The organism is Bradyrhizobium sp. 25ACV, from assembly GCF_054863005.1.
In genome coordinates, this window is the sequence record NZ_JAVAYO010000014.1 from 46,316 (window position 1) to 67,011 (window position 20,696).

Below are 20,696 nucleotides of genomic sequence, written 5' to 3' on the forward strand. Positions count from 1 at the left end.
GCCATTCCCTCCCGGAATCAGCCTCGCGTCCACAGAAGCGCGTGGGATGTCTTCCGCTGGCCTGTCCTTGTCGGCGTCATCTGCGGCGCAGGGCTCGGCCTTGCGCTCGTCGGAGACGGTGTCTGGGACGCTCTTTCGTGGCTGGCGTTGTCGCTGCCGGTCGTTCTGGCCATCTTCTGCTGGCGTCGCGCGGGTCAACCGCGCTGAGGTCTATGGATGCCGATCGGGCTCTGACAAATGGCGTGCTTCGATGTCGTGGTCGACGTCACGTCTCTCATCCTTGCCGCCAAGCATCCGATGCAGCCAGCGTTCGACACGGCGGCCGATCGTGAGCAGCACGAAAGCGAAGGCCAGCGCGACTAGGACTATTTTCCACTGCCCGGCGCCGCACGCAATGCCGAGACAGGCGGCGAGGAAGGTGCAGGCGGCGCTGGTCAGGCCGCGCACGCGAAAACGATCGCTCTCGTGGACGATGACGCCGGCTCCGAGAAAGCCGATGCCGGTCAGGATGCCCTGGATCACACGGCTCGTCGCATCGGTGATCTTGCCAGGCTCGGCGAACTGGACCGCGAGCAGCACGACGGCCGCGGTGGAGAGCCCGACGATGCCGAGCGTCTTCAGCCCGATCGGCTTGCCGTGCAGGTCGCGGTTCAGCCCGATTGCGCTACCGGCGAGCGTCGCGCTTCCGAGGCGCAGCAGAATTTCGGGCCAATCCAGTTCGGTCATGTTTTGTCCGTCGCCCTCTCGGCACGCGTCCCATGAGGTTGCGCGCGGGCTATCATGGGGATGAAGCCGGCTTCGCGCCGGCAAAACATAGTCGATGCCAGCGAGCCGCTCCAGAGGCCAAGCAAGGTCTCGTGCCCCGGGCGCAGCGCTCCCGGCGATGCGAAGCATCGTCCGGTGCGGTGCGCTGCTGAGCCGGGGCCCATGTCTCCGAGAGTGCCGTGATTGTGGCGTGGCTCCCGGCTCTGCGCAGCGTTTCACGCTGCAGCGCGTCCGGGACACGCGAGTCTTTACCGCAGCGGCTTCTTCAACAGCGAGAAGCGGTCCGGATCGAGCCCCATCGAGGGCTGCAGCATCGGGGCCTCGACGTTGGAGAGCGTTTTGGCGGGCGGAGCCGAGAACACAGGGTCGTTCGGCACGTCGCGCTGCGAGGTGGCGCCGCGCCAGCGTTCGAGCACGGCGCTGACGAAGTGCATGTCGTGGCCGGAGGTGACCGAAGGCACGCTGCTGATGGTGGCCTCGCCGCGCGGCAATTGGTGCGGTGGCACCTCCTTGAAGCGCAACCGGGTCGGCAGCGCGACGCCTTCGCCGAAGGCCAGCACTTCACGCGTGCCGAGCGAAGGCACGAACGAGAGCAGGTTCGCGGCGGCGTCCGACACCGCGGCGCGCAGCAGCGCCTGGTCGCGCTCGTTGGCAAGACGCATCGTGAAGAGCGTATTGCACTGGGAGATGATGGTGGCGTCGAGCTCGGCCGGACGCTGGGTGATGAGACCGAGATAGACGCCGTATTTGCGGCCTTCCTTGGCTATGCGCGACACCGCCTTGCGGGTCGGGCCGAAGCCGATGTTGCGGTCGGCGGAGGCGTAGCGATGCGCTTCCTCGCAGACGAACAGCAGCGGCGAGACGCCGTCGCTCCACAGGCCGAAATCGAAGGCCATGCGGCACAGCACCGAGACGACGGAATCGATCACCTCGGCCGGGAAGCCGGCGAGCTGCATCACCGTCATCGGCTTGCCGTTCGCCGGCAGGCGGAACAGATGGCTGATGACCTCGGCCATGGTGTCGCCGCCGACATTGGCGTTGTCGAACATGAAGGCGTAGCGGGGGTCGTTGCGCACCGCTTCGATGCGCGAGATCAGCTTGTGATAGATGATGCGCGAGGAGCGGTTCTCGAGCTTGCCCATGCGCTCGTCGATCAGCGACATCAGGTCGACCAGGCGGTACGGCACCGGGGTGTCGACGGTGTAGCCGATCTGCTTGGGATCGATGCGCTTGAGGCCGATGCGGTCGGCGTTCTGGTATTGGGTGTACACCCCCTTGGCGAGCGGGATCACCTCGGCCAGGATGTCGAGCTCCTCGGGCACGCCGGCGCGGCCGCCGAACAGCACGTCGACGATTTCCTCGAAATTGAACAGCCAGAACGGCAGCTTCAGGTTTCGCGGGTTGAGCACCAGCGCGCGGTCGCCGAAGCAGCGGCCATATTCGTTGTGCACGTCGAGCAGGAAGATGCGCAGGTTCGGGCGCGCCTTCAGGATCTCGTTGAGCAGCAGCGACACGCCGGTGGATTTGCCGACGCCGGTCGATCCCAGCACTGCAAAATGCTTGGACAGCATTTCCTCGACATCGACATAGGCGACGACCGAGCGATCCTGCTGGAGGAAGCCGACATTGATCTGGTCCGAGCCGGTGGGCGCGTAGATCGTGCGCAGCTCCTGGCTGGTAATCAGATCGACGGAATCGCCGATGGTCGGATAGTTGGTGACGCCGCGCTGGAATTTCGGCTTGTCGCTGGCGTTGAGGATCTCGCCGAGCAGGTCGACCGAGGCAACCGCGATATAACTGTCGCTGCTCGACAGGTTCTCGCAGGACACCTCGGTGATCATCGCAACGATGACCGAGCTGGCGCTGCGAATACTGACGAAGCGGCCTACGGTCGCCCGAACTTCCGAGATCGGCATCTGGCTTTCTGCCAGCAACCCGACCCGGGCCAGCGATCCGCGAACCGAAATCACGCGTCCAAAGGATGTCACGATGAATGAACCTGGCGAGAGCGAGGGATTTGCCCGGACTATGCGCGGCCGCGGCTGCACAAACGGTTAAGCGCCAGGCGCGGGCACTTCGTTAAATCCGCGACAATTCGGCCGTGAGGTTTGTTCCGATTGCATACTTACGGGCGGAAACGGCGGGAAATTGGCGCGATTCAGGCCAATGGAGCCGATAGGCAATTAAGGAACATTTTACCATCCGGCCAGTCAGTTCCACCGTTCGGGGGACGTCTTCCTTCGATCGAGGGGTGTTTGCTTTGTTGACGAGACCTAATCATTTGTACATTAGTACAAATAGGCTGGCGGGCCTCGTGACCGTCTCCGGGCGCTGAGCGCGTTGCAGCCTTGCGCCCGATGACGCGATCCGGTCGGCGGATCGCCAGCTGTGCCCTGGAGGAAAGCATGCAGCCCGAACCGATCCTCGATCTCGCTCATCTCGGCCATATGGAGCTGCTGACGCCCAAGCCGGATGAGAGTCTGAAATTCTTCGTCGACGTCATGGGCATGACCGTCAGCGGCCAGAAGGGCGAGTCGGTTTACTTGCGCGGCTGGGACGATTACGAGCGCTATTCGCTCAAGCTCACGGCGTCCAAGACTTCGGGCATGGAGCACATGGCGCTGCGCGCGCGCAGCCAGCAGGCGCTCGATCGCCGCGTCGCCGCGCTAAAAGGCTCCGGCTTCGATATCGGCTGGATCGACGGCGACATGGGGCAGGGGCCGACCTTCCGCTGCCGCGACCCTGACGGCCACATCGTCGAGCTCTATTACGAGACCGAATGGTATCAGGCGCCGCCCGAGCTGAAGCCGGCGCTGAAGAACCAGGCGCAGCGGTTTCCCGCGCGCGGCGTCAATGTCCGCCGCCTCGATCATCTCAACTGCCTCGCCGTCGACATCAAGGCCAACCGTGAGTTCTTCGAGAATTACCTCGGCTGCCGCCTCACCGAGCAGATCGTGCTCAACGACGGCCGGGAAGCAGCGATGTGGCTGACGATGTCGAACAAGAGCTATGACTTCGCCTATTCGCTCGACCGTTCAGGCGTGCCGGGCCGCTTCCACCACGTCACCTACGCGCTTGACAGCCGCGAGGAAATTCTGCGCGCTGCCGACATCTTCCTGGAGAACGGCATCCACATCGAGACCGGCCCGCACAAGCACGCGATCCAGCAGACCTTCTTCCTCTATGTCTACGAACCCGGCGGCAACCGCGTCGAGGTCGCCAATGCCGGCGCCCGCCTGATCCTCGCGCCGGACTGGAAGCCGATCGTGTGGACCGAGGAGGAGCGCAAGAAGGGCCAGGCGTGGGGGCTGAAGACGATCGAGTCCTTCCACACCCACGGCACGCCGCCGGTGGACGTGAAGAAGCACGCTTAGAGCATGACCCGGAAAAGTGTGAAGCGGTTTTCCGACAAGGTCATGCTCATGAGATCAGTGGGTTGATGACCTCACCCGCGCAATCGTCTCGCGCAGGCCGGCCCACGCCGGCTTGTCCGGCGCGAACTGGCCGCGCAGGAAGCTGACGAGCTCCTCGATTTGCGCGTCGCTCATGCTGTTCCTGAACGCCGGCATGTAGCCGAGGTCGCTCGACACCGGCTCGGCGATGCCGTGGAGGATCACCTGCACGAGATTGTCCGATGTGGCGCTGTGCAGATTGCTGTTGAGCGCGAGCGAGGGACGGCTGCCGAACAGCGGCAGGCCGCCGACCTCGTGGCAGACGGCGCAGGCGCCCTGATAGAGGCGTGCGCCGGTGGAGGAGGCGATGGTAACCTGCGTCGCGCTCTCCAGCTTCGCGGCAAGCAGCCCCGGCGCATCGGCTGCGGTGTCGTTGAACGAGTTGAGATAGATCGCCATCGCGCGGATGTCCTGATCGGGCAGAGCCTTGAGATCCCTGACAACAGGCGCCATCGGGCCGGCGGCGACGCCGTGATAGCGCGAATGGCCGGTGCGCAAATAGGCGAACAGCTCGTCCTCGTTCCACGGGATCGGGGCGTGAGAGAGCGAGGTCAGCGGCGGCGCTTCCCAGCCTTCGGCGAAGCCGCCGGCGAGATAGGCCTCACGCTGCTCGGCGCCGAGCGCGTTGCGCGGCGAATGGCAGCCGCCGCAATGGCCGAGGCCCTCGACGAGATAGGCGCCGCGATTCCAGGCCTCGGACTTGGTGGGGTCGGGCTTGAATTCCTTTGCCTGGTGGAAGAGCGCATTCCAACCCGCGAGCAGCGGCCGCAGGTTGAACGGGAAGGCGAGCGTGTTCGCCGGCGCCGTCGCGCGCACTGCAGGCTGCGCCATCAGATAGGCGTAGAGCGCCTGAAGGTCGGCTTCGCTTGTCTTGGAGAAGTGTGTGTAGGGAAATGCAGGATAGAGCTGCCGGCCGTCGCGATGCAAGCCGTCGCGCATTGCGCGCTCGAAGGCGGGATAGGACCAGGCGCCGATGCCGGTCTCGACGTCGGAGGTGATGTTGGTTGAATAGATCGTGCCGAATGGCGTCTCCAATGCGCGGCCGCCGGCATTGAGTACGCCGCCGATATTGGTGTGGCACTCCGCGCAATTGCCGAGCGCAGCAAGCTGCTCTCCGCGCGCGATCGTCGCGGCGGAATAGACAGATGCATCCGGTCGCGCGATCGGCGCAATCGCGCGCCCCGGCAGCAGCGCCGCGCCGATGCCGATCGCGGCGGTGCAGACGGCGGCAATCGCAGCCAAGATGCCGGCGCGATTGGCGAAGGGATTCTCCCAGATGCGCGACGGCTGCGGCGCAGCTGGCGCGGGCAGGGCCTGCGGTACGGGCGATGTTTCACCGTGCAATCCCCTCAGGATGCGTTCGGGCGTAAACGGCGGCTCGCGAAAACGCACGCCGGTGGCATCGAAGATCGCATTCGCGATCGCCGCCGCGCTCGGCACCGAGGCGGATTCGCCGACGCCCAGCGGCGGCTGGTCCTGACGCGGCAGCATCAAGACGTCGATCTTGGGCACATCGGGGAAGGGGATGATCGGATAGGCGCCCCATTCGCGCGCCGCCACCGTGCCGCGCTCGAACGAGACTTCTTCCATCAGCGCGCGGCTGGTGGATTGGATGACGTTGCCTTGGATCTGGTGGCGGACGCCGTCCGGATTGATCATCAATCCGGAATCCTGTCCTGCAACCACGCGCGTCACGCTGACATCGCCGGTCGATTTGTTCACCGCGACGTCGGCAATCCAGGCCGACCACGCCGCGCCATAGCCGGGAAACTTGCTGTGGACGTAGAGCGCATAGGCAAAGCCGCGGCCGTGCACGATCTCGCCGTCTTTCTCTTCGCGCGCCGGCCGGGGCGTCCAGCCCGCGCGTTCGGCGACCGCATTGACGAGATCGACGGCGCGCTGGTCCTTGAGGTAGCGCAGGCGGTATTCGATCGGATCGACGCCGGCCTCGGCTGCGGCTTCGTCGATGTAGGATTCGTGGGCAAACGTGTTCGGCAGCGCCGAGACGCCGCGGAACCAGGATGCGCGCACGATCGGCGGCATGTCATGGGCGACGACGCGCATGTGGTCGTAATCGTAGGGCGGGATCGCCGTGCGGTCGCCCATCTGCAGTACGGCAGGCTCGGATGGAATGCGACCGGTGAGCAGCAGCGCCAGCGTCGGTGCGGCATTCGAGGGATAACGCGTGGCGAGATCATACGCTGCGATACCGCCGTTCGCATCCAGACCGCCATTGACGTCGATGAGCTGCGCGGTGCCCTTGGGCTCCCAGGCGTGCTCCTGCTCGCGTGTCAGCTGTACGCGCACGGGCCGGCCGACGGCGCGCGACAGCAGCAAGGCATCGGCAGTGACATCGTCAGCGCAGTTGCGCCCGTAGCAGCCGGCGGCTTCCAGCCGGATCACCTCGACCTCGCTCTCGGGACGCTCGATCAACAATGCGAGGTCGCTGCGCAGCACGTGCGGATTTTGCGTGCCCGACCAGACCCGGATATTGCCGTCCTGAAAATCCGCGACGGCGCAGGACGGGCCGATCGAGGCATGCATCTGATACGGCCACACGTAAGTGCGCTGCATCGGCTTGGACGCGCCGGCAATGGCCGCATCGACGTCGCCCTTGTCGATCAGCGTGCGCGGGGTCGATGGATTGGCGCGCAGCGCGGTCTCGATGTCGGCAAGATCGGTGAGGGTAGGCGTAGGCTTCCAGCTCACCTTGAGCTGCTCCGCCGCGCGGATCGCGTTCTCCTCGCGCTCGGCGACGACACCGACGAAGTCGCCGATGCGCACCACGGCGACAAGCCCGGGAATGTTGCGCACCGAGGATTCGTCGACCGCGATCAGGCTGGTGCCGACGAACGGACCGGCATCGACGCCGGCATAGGGCGGTCGCACCATGCGGCCGTGCAGCATGCCGGGGACACGGATATCGTGGACGAAGGTCAGCTCGCCCGTGGCCTTGGCGGGCAGGTCGACGCGCGGCATCGACTGGCCGACGATGGCATAATCGCCGATCGCCTTGACGGTGACATCGTCGGCTAGCTCGAGGCTGATCGTCTCGTCGCCGATCAATTCGCCATAGCTGATGCTGCGGTTGTCGCGGCCGCGCACGAGACCGTCCTCGATCCTGAGGTCCGCCGCCGGCAACTCCAGCCGCTCGGCCGCGCGCGCGATCAGGAAGTGGCGCGCTTGCGCCGCGGCCTTGCGCAGGGGCACGGCGGTGATCTGGATGGTCTCGCTCGCGATCGTCGCGCCCTGGTTCGGCACGACCGCAGTGTCGCCGAGCACGACGACGACGCGCGCAAAGGACACATCCAGCTCCTCGGCGACGATCTGGCCGAGCGCGGTACGGATGCCGGTGCCGAGATCGACATGGCCGTTATAGGCGTTGACCGATCCATCCGCGGTAATGCGGATGAAAGTCTCGGACGTGAGTTCGTCCACGGTGCGGGCGACGACGAGCGAGCCGGATTGGCGCTCAGCTCCATCAGGGGCAGGGGACGCCATCAATCAACGGCCTCGGTGAGCTGGCCCGAAGCGCGCATCACGGCGCGCAGGATTTCGATATGCGTGCCGCAGCGGCAGAGATTGTAGCGCAGCGCCGCCAGCGCCTCCTGCTCGGTTGGCCGCGGGTTGATCGCGAGCAGCGCCTTGGTGGTCATGATCATGCCGCTGAGGCAATAGCCGCATTGCGCAGCCTGCTCGTCGATGAAGGCCTGCTGCACCACGTCAGGCTTGTCGCGCGTGCCGAGCCCTTCGAGCGTCACGATGTCGCGGCCGGCGCAGCCACTGACGGGAATCACGCAGGCGCGGGCCGCGGCCCCATCGATCAGGACAGCACAGGTGCCGCATTCGCCGAGGCCGCAACCATATTTCGGGCCGTTGAGCGCGAGATCGTTGCGCAGCACGTAGAGCAGCGGCGTCTCCGGCGCTGCAGCGACCTCGTGGATCCCCCCGTTCACGGTGAGGCGGATCGGTGTCTGCGTCATCCTCGTTTCCAAGCGCTCGGCCAAGTCATGGCGAAAATCTACGTCGCGACGATACCGTTTGTACACAAACGTGCAAGCCATGCATGCCGCACTGCAGCGCGACTGCCTTCTTTGTGGACAGAGCGGATAGGCAAATGAGGTTTTATGCAGCAGCCGCATCTTTTGCGCTGCACCGCCGCTTGACAGTCATCGGGGGCGCGCGCAACATCGTTCGTATACGAATGATAACCGCGATCTCGCTGGCTCTGACATGGTGATGGAAACGACGAGCGCTGCTATCGACAAGATCCGCTGCGATGCCTGTCCGGTGATGTGCTACATCAAGCCGGGGGCGGCGGGCGCTTGCGACCGCTACGCCAACCACGACGGCAAGCTCGTCCGCGTCGATCCGCATGTGATCCTGGAGCGCACGGTCTCGCATGGCGGCAAGCTGGTCCCGTTCAGCCGCACCGAAGATTGGGACGGCAAGATCGTCCACGAACCTTCCACCTTTGTGACTGCGATCGGTGCGGGCACGACCTATCCCGACTACAAGCCGGCGCCGTTCATCGTCTCGGCGGAGGTCGACGGCGTCGACATGGTGACTGTGGTCACCGAGGGCATCTTCTCCTATTGCGGCATCAAGGTGAAGATCGACACCGATCGCTATCTTGGGCCGGAGACCGCAACCGTGCGCGCGCAGGGCGAGGCGGTCGGCCACGTCACGACCAGCGAATACGGCTCGCAGATGTTGTCGCTGGGCGGCGTGCATCACCTGACCGGCGGCTCCAAGAAGGAGGGCCGCGTCACCTGCGACACGCTGATGGATCTCGCCAATTGCAAGGCGGTCGAGCTGACCATCGACGGCGGCGCGAGCGTCGTGGTCCAGGCCGGCCAGCCGCCGATCGTCAACGGCATGAAAGAAGAGCGCATGCGCGTCGGCTGCGGCTCGGCGACGATCGGCATGTTCGCCAAGCAATGGCACGGCAAGGTCGACGAGGTCGTCGTGGTCGACGACCACATCACCGGCGTGCTCAGTGAGCATCAGGCCGGCAAGCTGCTCGACATCGCCGACACCGGCATCAAGATGAAGGGCCGCCGCTCGACGCCCGGCCGCTATTTCCAGGTCGCCGATCCCGGCACGGGGTGGGGCGGCACCAACATCTCCGATCCGCTGGCGATCCTCGGGCCGTTCGACGCCAAGGAAGCAAAACCGGGTCTCTCGATGCTGATGGTCTCCACGACTGGCGAGCATTCGTCCTACTACGTGCTCGACGACGCCCTGAAGCCGGTCGAGACCGACATGCCTGACGACCTGAAATTCTCGGTCGAGCGCATCCAGGAGAATTGCGAGCCGGCGCTGTGCACGGTGCTGTTCATGGCGGGGGCCGGCGGCTCGCTGCGCGCCGGTGTCACCGACAATCCGGTGCGGCTGACGCGCTCGGTGAAGGATGCGCTGACGCGCGTCACCAGTGGCGGCGCACCGGTCTATGTCTGGCCGGGGGGCGGCATCACCTACATGGTCGACGTGACGCAGATGCCGGCGGGCGCGTTCGGCTACGTGCCGACGCCGGCGCTGGTCGCGCCGATCGAGTTCACGATGAAGCTGTCCGACTACGCCGCGCTCGGCGGGCACATGGATTACGTGAAGCCGCTCTCAGAGGTCCAGAACGGCGACGATGTCCGCCAGCTGCCATGGCAGAACCCGATTCCGGGGCCGCGGGCATGACACGGCTCCCGCAAATCGCATTGCTGTCTGATGGCCGGCGGCTGCATTTGCAGGATGGACCGATTGATTTGGTCGTTGAGGCGAGGGGGCGCACGGACGATGTGCGTGCAGCCTATGAGGCGGCTGTGCGCCGCTTCACAGGACTGCTCGACGAGCTCTGCGCCGAATTGCCGGAGTTGCGGACGGCCGCCGGGAATCGGACTTCGCTGACGGGCGTGGTCGCGCGCCGGATGCACACTGCGGTCGCGCCTTACGCCGCCGATTGCTTCATCACGCCGATGGCGGCTGTTGCCGGCAGCGTGGCCGAGGAGATCCTGGGTGCCATGCTGGGCGCTGCGACGCTCGATCAGGCCTATGTCAATAACGGTGGCGACATCGCGCTCCATCTCGGCAAGGGCGAGCATTTTTCGGTCGGCCTGATGGATCGGCCCGACTTAGTGGGCGTGATGCGGAGGATAAAGGTCGATGCGGATGACCCCGTGCGCGGCATCGCGACCAGCGGACGGCACGGCCGCAGCTTTTCGCTCGGCATTGCCGACGCGGTGACGGTGCTGGCGGCAACGGCGTCGCAGGCCGATGCGGCTGCCACGGTCATAGCCAACGCCGTCGATCTGCCCGGGCATCCCGCCATCATCCGGACGCCCGCAAACGAGCTTCAGCCCGACAGCGATCTCGGCTCGCGCCTCGTCACCCGCGACGTCGGCGAGTTGTCGCAGGACGAGATCGCGACGGCGCTCGAATCTGGCGCGGAATGTGCACGCCAATTGTTCGATCGCGGATTGATCGAGGGTGCCGTGGTGCGGCTTTGTGGTGATATGCTTGTCATCGGACCTAAGGATATAGAAGAGCAACGAACGCGCCCGCTTGCGCTGGAGAACGCGGTCTGTGCCTGAACAGGGAAGCGAAACATGAGCGCGATCATCCGCAAGATCGTCACCGTCGTCGAAGAGACCCAGATGGAGATGGGCCGCCAGGTCTCGCCGCCGACCCGGCGCGCGGCTGCGATCGCCGTCATCGAAAATCCCTTTGCCGGACAATATGTCGAGGATCTCTCGCCGCTGATCGCGATCGGCGAGGAGCTCGGAGAGCTGCTGTCGAAGCGCGCCGTGGCGGCGCTCGGTATCGATGGTGCGAAGGCGCAGAGCTATGGCAAGGCTGCTGCCGTCGGCGAGAACGGTGAGCTGGAGCATGCCGCCGCGATCCTCCATCCCAAGATGGGCGCGCCGGTGCGCAAGGTGCTGAGCAAGGGCGCGGCCCTGATCCCGTCGTCGAAAAAGCGGAGCGGGCCGGGCACGACGCTCGACATCCCGCTTGGGCACAAGGACGCGGCCTTCGTGCGCAGCCATTTCGACGGCATGGAAGTGCAGATCAACGATGCGCCGTGTGCCAACGAGATCATGGTCGCGGTCGCCGTCACCGACAGCGGTCGTCCGCTGCCGCGCGTCGGCGGGCTCACGGTTGCGGAAGTGAAGGGCGAGGACGGTCTGAGATAGGGCTCGAAGCGGGAGGCGGGCACAGCCTCTCCGGTGAGATCACGCAGAAGACGTAAAGAGTTCAAAACTGGAGGTTGGGATGCGAGCAAGAAATTACTTCGTCGGCGCGGCCTTCGCGCTTCTGGCGGGCGGCATGGCTCATTCGGCCCTGGCGCAGGACATCAAGATCGGCGAGATCAACAGCTATTCGCTGCTGCCGGCGTTCACCGAACCCTATCGCAAGGGTTGGCAGCTCGCGGTCGAAGAGATCAACGCGGCCGGCGGCATCAACGGCAAGAAGCTGGTTGTGGTCTCGAAGGACGACGGCGGCAAGCCGGCGGACGCGCAGACCGCGGCGAATGAGCTGGTGTCGAGCGAGGGTGTCGCGATGCTGACGGGTACGTTCCTGTCGAACATCGGCCTTGCCGTCAGCGACTTCGCCAACCAGAAGAAGGTGTTCTTCCTCGCGGCCGAGCCGCTGACGGATGCCGTGACCTGGTCCAAGGGCAACAAATACACCTTCCGCCTGCGCCCCTCGAACTACATGCAGGCGGCGATGCTGGTGGAAGCAGCCGCAAAGCTGCCGGCCAAGCGCTGGGCGACGATCGCGCCGAACTATGAATACGGCCAGTCGGCGGTTGCCGTGTTCAAGAAGCTGATGTCGGAGAAGCGTCCGGACATCCAGTGGGTCGACGAGCAGTGGCCGCCGCAGGGCAAGATCGACGCGGGCCCGGTGGTGCAGGCAGTTGCCGCCGCCAATCCCGAAGCGATCCTCAACGTCACCTTCGGTGCCGACCTCGTCAAGCTCGTGCGTGAAGGCAACACCCGCGGCCTGTTCAAGGGGCGCGAGGTTGTCTCGTTCCTGACCGGCGAGCCGGAATATCTCGATCCGTTGAAGGACGAAACGCCCGAAGGCTGGATCGTCACCGGTTACCCCTGGTACTCGATCAAGACACCTGAGCATGACGCGTTCCTGAAGGCGTACCAGGCCAAGTACAACGACTATCCGCGCCTCGGCTCCATCGTCGGCTACCAGACCATCAAGGCGGCGGCAGCGATCCTGGCCAAGGCCGGCTCGACCGATCCGGAGAAGCTGATCGTCGCGGCGGAGGGGATCTCCATGCCCTCGCCATTCGGTGAGATCACCTTCCGCAAGATCGACCACCAGTCGACGCTCGGTGCCTTTGTCGGCAAGACCGCGCTGAAGGACGGCAAGGGCGTGATGGTGGATTCGTCCTACAAGAAGGGCGCGGACTATCTGCCCAGCGATGCCGAAGTCGAGAAGCTGCGTCCGAAGGATTGATCCCCGCTGCCGTAGGGTGGGTTAGCCGAAGGCGTAACCCACCACGGTCTGCATCTGCAGAACGAGAAGAGGTGGGTTACGCCGAGCGAACTGCGCTTCGCGCAGTCGCTGGGCTAACCCACCCTACGAAGCTCGCTCTTTCCGCATGGGGAGGGAGGAGACCCAACACCAACCCGGACCGCCGATGGCCTTTTACGTCGTACAGTTTCTGACCGGTCTCGCCAGCGCGGCGTCGCTGTTCCTGGTGGCCTCGGGCCTGTCGATCATCTTCGGCGTGACGCGGATCGTGAATTTCGCGCATGGCGCTTTCTACATGATCGGCGCCTACATTGCCTTCACGCTGACGGAGCGCCTGTCGGGCGCGTTCGGCTTCTGGGGCAGTATCGTGCTGGCCGCGATTGCCGTGGCGCTGATCGGCGTGCTGGTCGAGATGGTGCTGCTTCGCCGCATCTATCACGCCCCGGAGCTGTTCCAGCTGCTCGCGACTTTCGGCCTGACCTTGATGGTCGAGGATCTCGTGGTGCTGATCTGGGGACCCGACGATCTCGTCGGCCGTCGTGCGCCCGGATTCAAGGGGGCCATCGATTTCTTCGGGCAGAACATCCCGAGCTACGATCTGTTCCTGATCGTGCTGGGCCCCGTCGTGCTCGGCATTCTCTGGCTGCTGTTCCAGCGCACGCGCTGGGGCGTTTTGGTGCGCGCGGCGACGCAGGACCGCGACATGGTCGCAGCGCTCGGCGTCAATCAGAAATGGCTGTTCACGTCCGTCTTCGCGGTCGGCGTCTTCCTCGCCGCGCTGGGCGGCGCGCTTCAGATCCCGCGCGATGCCGTTCATCACGCGATGGATCTGCGCATCATCGTCGAAGTCTTCGTCGTGGTCGTGATCGGCGGCCTCGGCAGCATCGTCGGCGCGTTCGTCGCGGCGGTGCTGGTCTCCGAGCTCAATGCCTTCGGCATCCTGATCTTCCCCAAGATTTCGATCATCCTGGTCTTCCTGGTGATGGCGGTGGTGCTGATCGTGCGCCCCTGGGGTCTGTTCGGCAAACCGGAGGCGCCGGCGCGCAAGACGCCGGGGCTCACCGTCAATCCCTGGCGGCCATTGACGTCGAACGAGCGGCTTGCAGCGCTTGCCGCGCTCGTGATCGCAGCGACGCTGCCGCTGTTCGCCGGTAACTACGCGCTGACCGTCGGCTCGGAGATCGCGATCTTCGTCATCTTCGCCGTCAGCCTGCACTTCCTGATGTCGGTCGGCGGGCTCGCGTCCTTCGGCCATGCCGCCTATTTCGGGCTCGGTGCCTACGGCGTCGCTTTCCTCGCCAAGATGGCGGGGTTGCCGATGATCGTGTGCCTGCTGCTCGGGCCGCTGCTCGGCTGCATGGGCGCCGCCGTGTTCGGCTTCTTCGCCGTGCAGCTCTCCGGCGTCTACTTCGCGATGCTGACGCTCGCTTTCGCGCAGATCGTGTGGTCGATCGCGTTCCAGTGGGTGAGCGTCACCGGCGGCGACAATGGCATCCTGGGCGTCTGGCCGGAAAAATGGGCGGCTAGCCCGTCGCACTTCTACTGGTTGGCGCTCGGCGTTGCGGCGCTGGTGACCATCGCGCTGCGGGCGATGGTGTTCTCGCCATTCGGCTACGCGCTCCGCGCCACGCGCGACTCGCTCCTGCGCACCGAGGCGATCGGCATCAATGCCAAGCGCATCCAGTGGACCGCCTTCGTGATCGCAGGGACGACCGCCGGCATCGGCGGCGCGCTGTTCGCCTACCTCAAGGGTAGTGTCTTCCCAGACAATCTCGGCATCTCGCTCTCGGTCGATGCGCTGGTGATGGTGCTGCTCGGCGGTGTCGAGACGGTGTCGGGCGCGGTGATCGGCGCCATCGTCTACAAAGCCCTCAACATCTGGCTGGTCAGCCAGACCGATTTGTCGAAACTCGTGCTCGGCGGCTTCATCGTGTTGATCGTCGTCGTCTTCCCCAAGGGCATCGTCGGCATGCTGGAGATGCTGGCGCAGCGCCGCAGGAAGGCATCGCCGCCGGGATCACCTCTGCTCGCCAAGCCGATCGAGTCTGCCGAATGAGTGTTGCACCCCCACTTCTCGCCGTTGAAGGCTTGACCAAATCCTACGGCGGCATTCACGCCGTGCGTGGTGTGTCGTTCTCGCTGCGCGCCGGCGAGATTTTGGCGCTGATCGGGCCGAACGGCGCGGGCAAGAGCACGTGCTTCGACATGCTCAACGGCCAGAACAAGCCCGATACCGGCCATGTCCGCCTGCTTGGCGAGGAGATCACGGGCAGGAAGCCGCGCGAGGTTTGGCGGCTCGGGGTCGGGCGCACCTTCCAGATCACGGCGACCTTCGCCACCATGACGGTGCGCGAGAACGTGCAGGTCGCGCTGATCTCGCACGGGAAGCAGCTCTTCAATCTGTTTGGCTCAGCGCCGAAGTTCGACCGCGGCGAGGCCGGCCGTCTGCTCGAGCTGGTCGGCATGGGCGGCTATGCCGATCGGCCCTGCGGCGAGCTTGCCTATGGCGACCTCAAGCGGCTCGAGCTTGCGGTGGCGCTCGCCAACCAGCCCAAGCTGCTGTTAATGGACGAGCCGACCGCCGGAATGGCGCCGCGCGAACGCGTCGACCTGATGCGGCTCACTGCGTGCATTGCGCGGGAGAAATCAATCGGCGTGCTCTTCACCGAGCACGATATGGACGTGGTGTTCGAGCACGCCGACCGCATCATCGTGCTGAATCGAGGGACGCTGATCGCCGAGGGCACGCCAGCCGAGGTGCGCGGCAATCCGCAGGTGCAGGCGGTCTACCTCGGCGAGGGCCTGGTCTACGATGCCCGCCATCGCGAGGGAGCGGCAACATGAAGCTCACCGTCGAGGGCCTCAACAGCCATTATGGCCCGGCGCATATCCTGTTCGACATCGGCTTCGAGGTCGGCGAGGGCGAGGTGGTGGCGCTGCTCGGGCGCAACGGCGCCGGCAAGTCGACGACGTTCCGCTCGATCGTCGGCCTGGTCGCGCAACGAACCGGCCGCATCATGTTCGAGGGCAAGGACGTCTCGGCCAGGCCGACCCACGAGATCGTGCGCGAGGGGCTCGGCTATGTGCCGGAGGAGCGCCGGATATTCACCGACCTGACCGTCGAGGAAAATCTCGAAGTGGGCAAGCAGCCCAAGCGTCCGAACGCGCCGCATTGGACGCGCGAAAAGCTGTTCGCGCTGTTTCCAAATCTCGGCGAGATGAAGAACCGTCCCGGCGGTCGCATGAGCGGCGGCGAGCAGCAGATGCTGACGATCGCGCGCACGCTGATGGGCAATCCGTCGCTGGTGCTGCTGGACGAGCCCTCGGAAGGTCTGTCGCCGAAGATCGTGGAGCAGATGGTCGATGCCATCCTGACCATGAAGAAGGAGGGCGTCAGCATCGTCGTCTCCGAGCAGAATCTGCATTTCGCGCGGTTGATCTCCGACCGCGCCTACATCATCGAGCGCGGCCGCATCTGCTTCGGCGGCACCATGGCCGAGCTCGATGCGCGTCCGGATATCCGCGACGCGCATCTGTCGTTGTGAGAGGCGGGGGACGGATGGCGAGAAGTGTCGCGGTGAAGAAGGGCGTCAAACCGGCAAAACCGCCTTATGTGCTCGACGAGCAGGTCGGTTTCATCCTGCGCCAGGTCTGGCAGCGCCACAGCTCCATCTTCTCCCGCGATATCGGCACCAATCTGACGCCGACGCAGTGGGCGGCATTGTCGAAGCTCGCTGAGACCGGCCCGTGCTCGCAAAACCAGCTCGGCCGGCTGACGGCGATGGACGTCGCGACCATCAAGGGCGTGATCGATCGGCTCACGGCGCGCGGGTTGACCGAAACCAGTCAGGATCCCGAGGACGGTCGGCGGCTGCTGGTCAGCCTGACGCGCGCCGGTCAGCAGCTTTCGGAGAAGGTCGCGCCGAACGCGCTCGCCATCACCCGCGAGACGCTGGCGCCGCTCGACGCGAAAGAGCGCGAGATGCTGATGGCGTTGTTGAACAAGCTGCGGTGAGGGTGCCGTAGGGTGGGCAAAGCGAAGCGTGCCCACCATCTGGCTCAATCAGGAAAAGATCGTGGGCACGGCGCTTCGCGCCTTTGCCCACCCTACGGCAGTTGAACAAGGTGCGAGGACTGGCGACTAATCTCGATGAAGGGTCTGTCGAGGTCTTTATTCATGAGAGTCGCCACGAAATTTGTAATGCTCCTCACTCTCGGTACGGCGCTGGCGGGCAGCGCGCCTGCCTTTGCCGCGCAGCCCTACGAGGGCTTCTGGGCGTCGACCAAAAAGGACTGCCGCGATGACGACAGCCCCAACCGCATGAGCATCGAAGGCGGCAATCGGCTGTATTGGTACGAGACGCGGTGTCGCGCCAGCGAGATCACCGCCGACGGAAAGCTCGGCTGGAAGATGAAGCTCGCTTGCGAAGGCGAGGGCGAGAAGTTTCGCTCCAATCCCCGGGTCTCCATCGCCGTGGACGGCAAGCTGGTGATGGACAACGGACCGGTCGGGCAGGCCAAGCGCCAGACCTATGTGCGTTGTGAGATCGCGAAGAAGCGCTGATCTCAAATGCTTACGTCTTGCCCGGCCATTTGGCGCGGTAGCGGATTTCGCTGCCGTCGGCGAGCCGCCGCCAGGTCCCGAACTCCGGCGTATGCGGCGCCCGGGCCGTCAAGTCGATCGGGTAGATTCGGCTCGGCTGGCCTTCGATATTGACGGCGAGCTGCCGGTGTGAGGTTCGAAACGCGAGCTCGACTTCACCTGCGATGACGGGCTGGTCGCCGTCACGATAGAAGGCGGCCGGGGTCACTTCGCCCGGCATCGTGTTGAGGTCGGTCTGCAATTCGATGGTGATGCCCTGGGCCGATGTCGGCACCGCGACCCCGGCCGGAAAACGGACCTCGAATACGAGCAGGGGATTGCCGCCGTTCCGGTTGAGCCAGGGCGTCGCCGTCGCATAGGCGTAGGCAATGTAGATGCCGATCCCGGCGACGCAGAGCAGGACGACGACGCCGAGAGACTTCAGGCTGTTGCGCGCGACGCTGCCATTGCCTGCGTCCTGGCCCGAACGCGTCACCAGCCAGTTGGCAAACACCGCGCCGGTGATCGCGCCGATGGGGGAGTAGACGAACAGTCCCAACAGACCCGAGGTGATCGGGTCCGCGCGGTTGCCGAAATCGAACAGGGAAAACAGCACAAAGATCGCGACATAGCCCGCCACCGCGCCAGCAACGCCGAGGGCTATTCGCGATGAGTTCTTCATGTTTCCCTCGATGGTCCAGCAATGAACTGCCGCCACCGAGGGCTGCCTGCGTTAGACGCAGCAGGCCGCAGACTTGTTCAACGCCTTCGAGGGGCGATCGGAGCCGTGTGCCGCTCCGGCTGCGTCACTTCGCCACCACCTCCGGCACCTTGCCGGCCGGCGGGGTATTGCGGCTGCGCTGGGTGCGCACGATGCCGTCGATGATGGTCATGCCGATGCCCGGGAGGTCGCCGAGCTGGACGCTCTCCAGGATGTTCTTGCCGGGCGAGTGCTGGGCCTTGTCCATGATGACGAAGTCGGCGGATCGCCCCACTTCAATGAGGCCGCAATCGAGTTCGCGCATCCGGGCGGTGTTGCCGGTGGCGAGACAAAACGCGATCTCGGCCGGCAGCTCGCCGAGCGAGGACAGCATCGAGACCATGCGCAAAATGCCCAGCGGCTGCACGCCGGAGCCGGCGGGCGCGTCGGTGCCGAGGATGACCCGGTGCAAATCGCCCATCTCGCGCGCGGTGCGCAGCGTGAACAGAGCGGAGCGCTCATTGCCGTTGTGCACCAGCTCGAGGCCGCGCTTGCAGCCCTCGCAAATGCAGCGGATCTGATCGTCGGGCAGGGCGGTGTGGCCGCCATTGATGTGGCCGACCACGTCGGTGTCGGCCTCCAGCACGACGTCCTTGTCGATCAGGCCGGAGCCGGGGATCGAGGGGCCGCCGGTGTGGATGGTGCTCTGGATGCCGTATTTGCGCGCCCAGCCGACCATCTTGCGTGCCGTGGGGCCGTCCTTGACGCCGCCGAGGCCGACCTCGCCGAGCAGCTTGACGCCGGCGGCGGCCAGCTCCTTGAAGTCCTCCTCGACCATCTCGCATTCGATCACGGGCGCGCCGGCGTGAACCTTCACGCCGCCCGGCCGCAAATTCCAGAATGCGCGCTGGGCGAAGATCGCCATTGCCTTCAGCCCGACGACGTCGCGCGGGCGGCCGGGCATGTGCACTTCGCCGGCGGAAATCATCGTGGTGACGCCGCCGTGCAGATTGCTGTCGATCCAGCCGATCTGGTTCTGCCGCGGCGTCCAGTCGCCCGCCACGGGGTGGACGTGGCTGTCGATCAGGCCCGGCGCGACCGTGGTCCCGTTGGCCTCGACGATCGTGGTCGCGCCTTCGGTGTTGAGGTCCTTGAAGCGGCCGATCGCGGTGATCTTGCCGTTCTCGGCGACGATCGTGTCGCCGTCCAGGATCGGCTTTTCCAGGGCGCCGGACAGGATCAGGCCGATATTCCGGATCACGAGCTTCGAGGGTCCGGTGGCCTGGGGTGCGTCATGCGCCATGGAGGGGGCTCCTTATTCCTAACTGCAACGCTCGCGATCTTGGGCAGCCTTGACCGCGGGATCAAGCAGGATTATTCATTAGTACACGAATGATCGTGTACAAACGACGCATAGCTGCCCGCCTCGGAACCGCATTGGAAGCGACAGGGAAGGTGAGATGAGCAATTTCAATCAGGAAAGCGTTTTGAGCGTCCACCACTGGACCGACACGCTGTTCTCTTTCAAGACCACGCGCAGCCCGACCTTCCGCTTCCGCAACGGCGAATTCACCATGATCGGGCTCAAGGTCGGCGAGAAGCCGCTGCTGCGGGCCTACAGCGTCGCCAGCGCCAATTACGAAGACACGCTGGAGTTCTTCTCGATCAAGGTGCCGGACGGCCCGTTGACCTCGCGGCTCCAGCACTTGAAGGAAGGCGACGAGATCATCGTCAGCCGCAAGGCCACCGGCACGCTGGTGATCGACAATCTGGAGGAGGGGCGCAACCTCTACCTCATCGGCACCGGCACCGGCCTTGCGCCGTTCCTGAGCGTGATCAAGGACCCCGAAACCTACGAGCGGTTCGAGAAGGTCGTGCTGCTGCACGGCTGCCGGCACGTCAAGGAGCTCGCCTATGGCGAGATGATCACCGAGACGCTGCCGAAGGACGAACTGATCGGCGAGTACATTCAGAATCAGCTGATCTACTATCCGACCGTGACGCGCGATCCCTTCCGCAACCGCGGCCGCATCACCGACCTCATCACCTCCGGCAAGCTGTTCACCGATATCGGCCTGCCGGTGCTCGAGGCCGCCCATGACCGGGTCATGATCTGCGGCAGCCCCGCGCTGGTGGCGGATACCCGCATGCTCCTGGGAGAGCGCGGCTTTGTGGAGGGCAATCACGGCGAGCCGGCCCAATTCGTGGTCGAAAAGGCCTTTGCCGAGCGCTAACGCGCAATTCTAGCTTGAGAAGACCGCATTTTCGCCGCGAGGGGCCCGTTGCGGCGCCGATTCGGCGCTTGATACACTGTGGGAACGAATCAGCGGAGTTCCCACATGGTTGCGGACAGCGACAGCAACATCGCCTGGCACCGGGTCCAGTTGAAGAAGAACCGCGCCGAGTTGAAGGCGCTGGAGACCGCGCGCTTCACGATGGGCGAGATCGCCTCCTCGAAGCGGAACGGCCAGACCCAGAAGGCGATCGCGGAACTCAAGCGCAAGATCGCCCAGTCCGAGCGCGTGATCGCTGATCACGACAAGCGCACGCGCCGTCCGCTCGGCACCGACATGCAGAGCCTCAGCAATGGCAGCTGGAGCCATTGGGACGCCTATACCAACCAGCAGCAGCGCAAGACCGGTCAGCGCTCGCCGGGGCGTGGATAAATCGTCGTCTCCTCGCGCCAGTTCCGACCCTTGCGCGTTGGCCCGCC

The 20,696-nt window shown here is 65.1% G+C and carries 18 protein-coding genes; 12 read left to right on the top strand and 6 right to left on the bottom strand.

The window, feature by feature from the left end; genetic code table 11:
• Window positions 1-210: 210 nt before the first annotated feature.
• Entirely contained in the window at window positions 211-726 is a 516-nt protein-coding gene (locus tag RAD04_RS27960) for an MgtC/SapB family protein (protein WP_461626366.1), read from the bottom strand.
• A 287-nt stretch (window positions 727-1,013) separates the two neighbouring features.
• Window positions 1,014-2,753, bottom strand: coding sequence for an ATP-binding protein (locus RAD04_RS27965; RefSeq protein ID WP_026202466.1), 1,740 nt, complete (start codon window positions 2,751-2,753; stop codon window positions 1,014-1,016).
• Between the two features lie 417 nt (window positions 2,754-3,170).
• On the opposite strand from RAD04_RS27965, the gene RAD04_RS27970 reads away from it, so the two are divergent.
• The gene (locus tag RAD04_RS27970) at window positions 3,171-4,139 is read left to right on the top strand and encodes a catechol 2,3-dioxygenase (protein WP_461626367.1); all 969 of its coding nucleotides are present in this window, start codon (window positions 3,171-3,173) and stop codon (window positions 4,137-4,139) included.
• A gap of 54 nt (window positions 4,140-4,193) precedes the next feature.
• On the opposite strand, the gene RAD04_RS27975 is transcribed toward RAD04_RS27970, so the two are convergent.
• Both RAD04_RS27975 and RAD04_RS27980 read right to left on the bottom strand, forming a co-directional pair.
• Entirely contained in the window at window positions 4,194-7,718 is a 3,525-nt protein-coding gene (locus RAD04_RS27975) for a molybdopterin cofactor-binding domain-containing protein (RefSeq protein ID WP_461626368.1), read from the bottom strand.
• Window positions 7,718-8,200, bottom strand: coding sequence for a (2Fe-2S)-binding protein (locus RAD04_RS27980; RefSeq protein ID WP_461626369.1), 483 nt, complete (start codon window positions 8,198-8,200; stop codon window positions 7,718-7,720). Before RAD04_RS27980 ends, RAD04_RS27975 begins: the two co-directional genes overlap by 1 nt.
• Window positions 8,201-8,450: 250 nt before the next feature.
• Here RAD04_RS27980 and RAD04_RS27985 point away from each other — a divergent pair, with 250 nt between their 5' ends.
• From RAD04_RS27985 to RAD04_RS28025, 9 genes are all read left to right on the top strand, one after another.
• The gene (locus RAD04_RS27985) at window positions 8,451-9,908 is read left to right on the top strand and encodes a 6-hydroxynicotinate reductase (RefSeq protein ID WP_461626370.1); all 1,458 of its coding nucleotides are present in this window, start codon (window positions 8,451-8,453) and stop codon (window positions 9,906-9,908) included.
• A complete protein-coding gene (locus RAD04_RS27990) occupies window positions 9,905-10,801 on the top strand; it encodes a UPF0280 family protein (protein WP_461626371.1) in 897 nt (298 codons plus the stop codon). The genes RAD04_RS27985 and RAD04_RS27990 overlap by 4 nt, the downstream gene beginning before the upstream one ends.
• 15 nt (window positions 10,802-10,816) lie before the next feature.
• Window positions 10,817-11,401, top strand: coding sequence for an amino acid synthesis family protein (locus RAD04_RS27995; RefSeq protein WP_461626372.1), 585 nt, complete (start codon window positions 10,817-10,819; stop codon window positions 11,399-11,401).
• 79 nt (window positions 11,402-11,480) lie between these two features.
• Entirely contained in the window at window positions 11,481-12,683 is a 1,203-nt protein-coding gene (locus RAD04_RS28000) for an ABC transporter substrate-binding protein (protein ID WP_461626373.1), read from the top strand.
• Between the two features lie 184 nt (window positions 12,684-12,867).
• Entirely contained in the window at window positions 12,868-14,757 is a 1,890-nt protein-coding gene (locus tag RAD04_RS28005; protein WP_038946329.1) for an ABC transporter permease, read from the top strand.
• Window positions 14,754-15,545, top strand: coding sequence for an ABC transporter ATP-binding protein (locus RAD04_RS28010; RefSeq protein WP_461626374.1), 792 nt, complete (start codon window positions 14,754-14,756; stop codon window positions 15,543-15,545). The genes RAD04_RS28005 and RAD04_RS28010 overlap by 4 nt, the downstream gene beginning before the upstream one ends.
• Entirely contained in the window at window positions 15,542-16,246 is a 705-nt protein-coding gene (locus RAD04_RS28015) for an ABC transporter ATP-binding protein (protein WP_461618374.1), read from the top strand. Before RAD04_RS28010 ends, RAD04_RS28015 begins: the two co-directional genes overlap by 4 nt.
• A gap of 14 nt (window positions 16,247-16,260) precedes the next feature.
• Entirely contained in the window at window positions 16,261-16,716 is a 456-nt protein-coding gene (locus RAD04_RS28020) for a MarR family winged helix-turn-helix transcriptional regulator (protein WP_461626375.1), read from the top strand.
• Between the two features lie 162 nt (window positions 16,717-16,878).
• Entirely contained in the window at window positions 16,879-17,265 is a 387-nt protein-coding gene (locus RAD04_RS28025) for a hypothetical protein (protein ID WP_461626376.1), read from the top strand.
• 10 nt (window positions 17,266-17,275) lie between these two features.
• Here RAD04_RS28025 and RAD04_RS28030 read toward each other — a convergent pair whose 3' ends face one another.
• Together RAD04_RS28030 and RAD04_RS28035 are read right to left on the bottom strand one after the other, a co-directional pair.
• Window positions 17,276-17,965 (bottom strand): hypothetical protein, encoded by a 690-nt coding sequence (locus RAD04_RS28030; RefSeq protein WP_461626377.1) that lies wholly within the window; start codon window positions 17,963-17,965, stop codon window positions 17,276-17,278.
• Window positions 17,966-18,089: 124 nt separating this feature from the next.
• Window positions 18,090-19,286 carry an amidohydrolase family protein gene (locus tag RAD04_RS28035; RefSeq protein ID WP_461626378.1) on the bottom strand — a complete coding sequence of 399 codons (1,197 nt, stop codon included), beginning with the start codon at window positions 19,284-19,286 and terminating at the stop codon, window positions 18,090-18,092.
• A gap of 157 nt (window positions 19,287-19,443) precedes the next feature.
• Between RAD04_RS28035 and RAD04_RS28040 the strand changes: the two genes are divergently transcribed.
• Window positions 19,444-20,217, top strand: a complete 774-nt coding sequence (locus tag RAD04_RS28040; RefSeq protein ID WP_461626379.1) for a ferredoxin--NADP reductase — start codon at window positions 19,444-19,446, stop codon at window positions 20,215-20,217.
• 105 nt (window positions 20,218-20,322) lie between these two features.
• Complete coding sequence (locus tag RAD04_RS28045) at window positions 20,323-20,649, top strand: hypothetical protein (protein WP_018320980.1); 327 nt, start codon at window positions 20,323-20,325, stop codon at window positions 20,647-20,649.
• Window positions 20,650-20,696 lie beyond the last annotated feature (47 nt).

Coding starts and splice junctions, on each gene's coding strand:
- RAD04_RS27960 (WP_461626366.1), bottom strand. CDS start 726: ATGACCGAACTGGATTGGCCCGAAATTCTGCTGCGCCTCGGAAGCGCG.
- RAD04_RS27970 (WP_461626367.1), top strand. CDS start 3,171: ATGCAGCCCGAACCGATCCTCGATCTCGCTCATCTCGGCCATATGGAG.
- RAD04_RS27975 (WP_461626368.1), bottom strand. CDS start 7,718: ATGGCGTCCCCTGCCCCTGATGGAGCTGAGCGCCAATCCGGCTCGCTC.
- RAD04_RS27980 (WP_461626369.1), bottom strand. CDS start 8,200: ATGACGCAGACACCGATCCGCCTCACCGTGAACGGGGGGATCCACGAG.
- RAD04_RS27985 (WP_461626370.1), top strand. CDS start 8,451: ATGGTGATGGAAACGACGAGCGCTGCTATCGACAAGATCCGCTGCGAT.
- RAD04_RS27990 (WP_461626371.1), top strand. CDS start 9,905: ATGACACGGCTCCCGCAAATCGCATTGCTGTCTGATGGCCGGCGGCTG.
- RAD04_RS27995 (WP_461626372.1), top strand. CDS start 10,817: ATGAGCGCGATCATCCGCAAGATCGTCACCGTCGTCGAAGAGACCCAG.
- RAD04_RS28000 (WP_461626373.1), top strand. CDS start 11,481: ATGCGAGCAAGAAATTACTTCGTCGGCGCGGCCTTCGCGCTTCTGGCG.
- RAD04_RS28005 (WP_038946329.1), top strand. CDS start 12,868: ATGGCCTTTTACGTCGTACAGTTTCTGACCGGTCTCGCCAGCGCGGCG.
- RAD04_RS28010 (WP_461626374.1), top strand. CDS start 14,754: ATGAGTGTTGCACCCCCACTTCTCGCCGTTGAAGGCTTGACCAAATCC.
- RAD04_RS28015 (WP_461618374.1), top strand. CDS start 15,542: ATGAAGCTCACCGTCGAGGGCCTCAACAGCCATTATGGCCCGGCGCAT.
- RAD04_RS28020 (WP_461626375.1), top strand. CDS start 16,261: ATGGCGAGAAGTGTCGCGGTGAAGAAGGGCGTCAAACCGGCAAAACCG.
- RAD04_RS28025 (WP_461626376.1), top strand. CDS start 16,879: ATGAGAGTCGCCACGAAATTTGTAATGCTCCTCACTCTCGGTACGGCG.
- RAD04_RS28030 (WP_461626377.1), bottom strand. CDS start 17,965: ATGAAGAACTCATCGCGAATAGCCCTCGGCGTTGCTGGCGCGGTGGCG.
- RAD04_RS28035 (WP_461626378.1), bottom strand. CDS start 19,286: ATGGCGCATGACGCACCCCAGGCCACCGGACCCTCGAAGCTCGTGATC.
- RAD04_RS28040 (WP_461626379.1), top strand. CDS start 19,444: ATGAGCAATTTCAATCAGGAAAGCGTTTTGAGCGTCCACCACTGGACC.
- RAD04_RS28045 (WP_018320980.1), top strand. CDS start 20,323: ATGGTTGCGGACAGCGACAGCAACATCGCCTGGCACCGGGTCCAGTTG.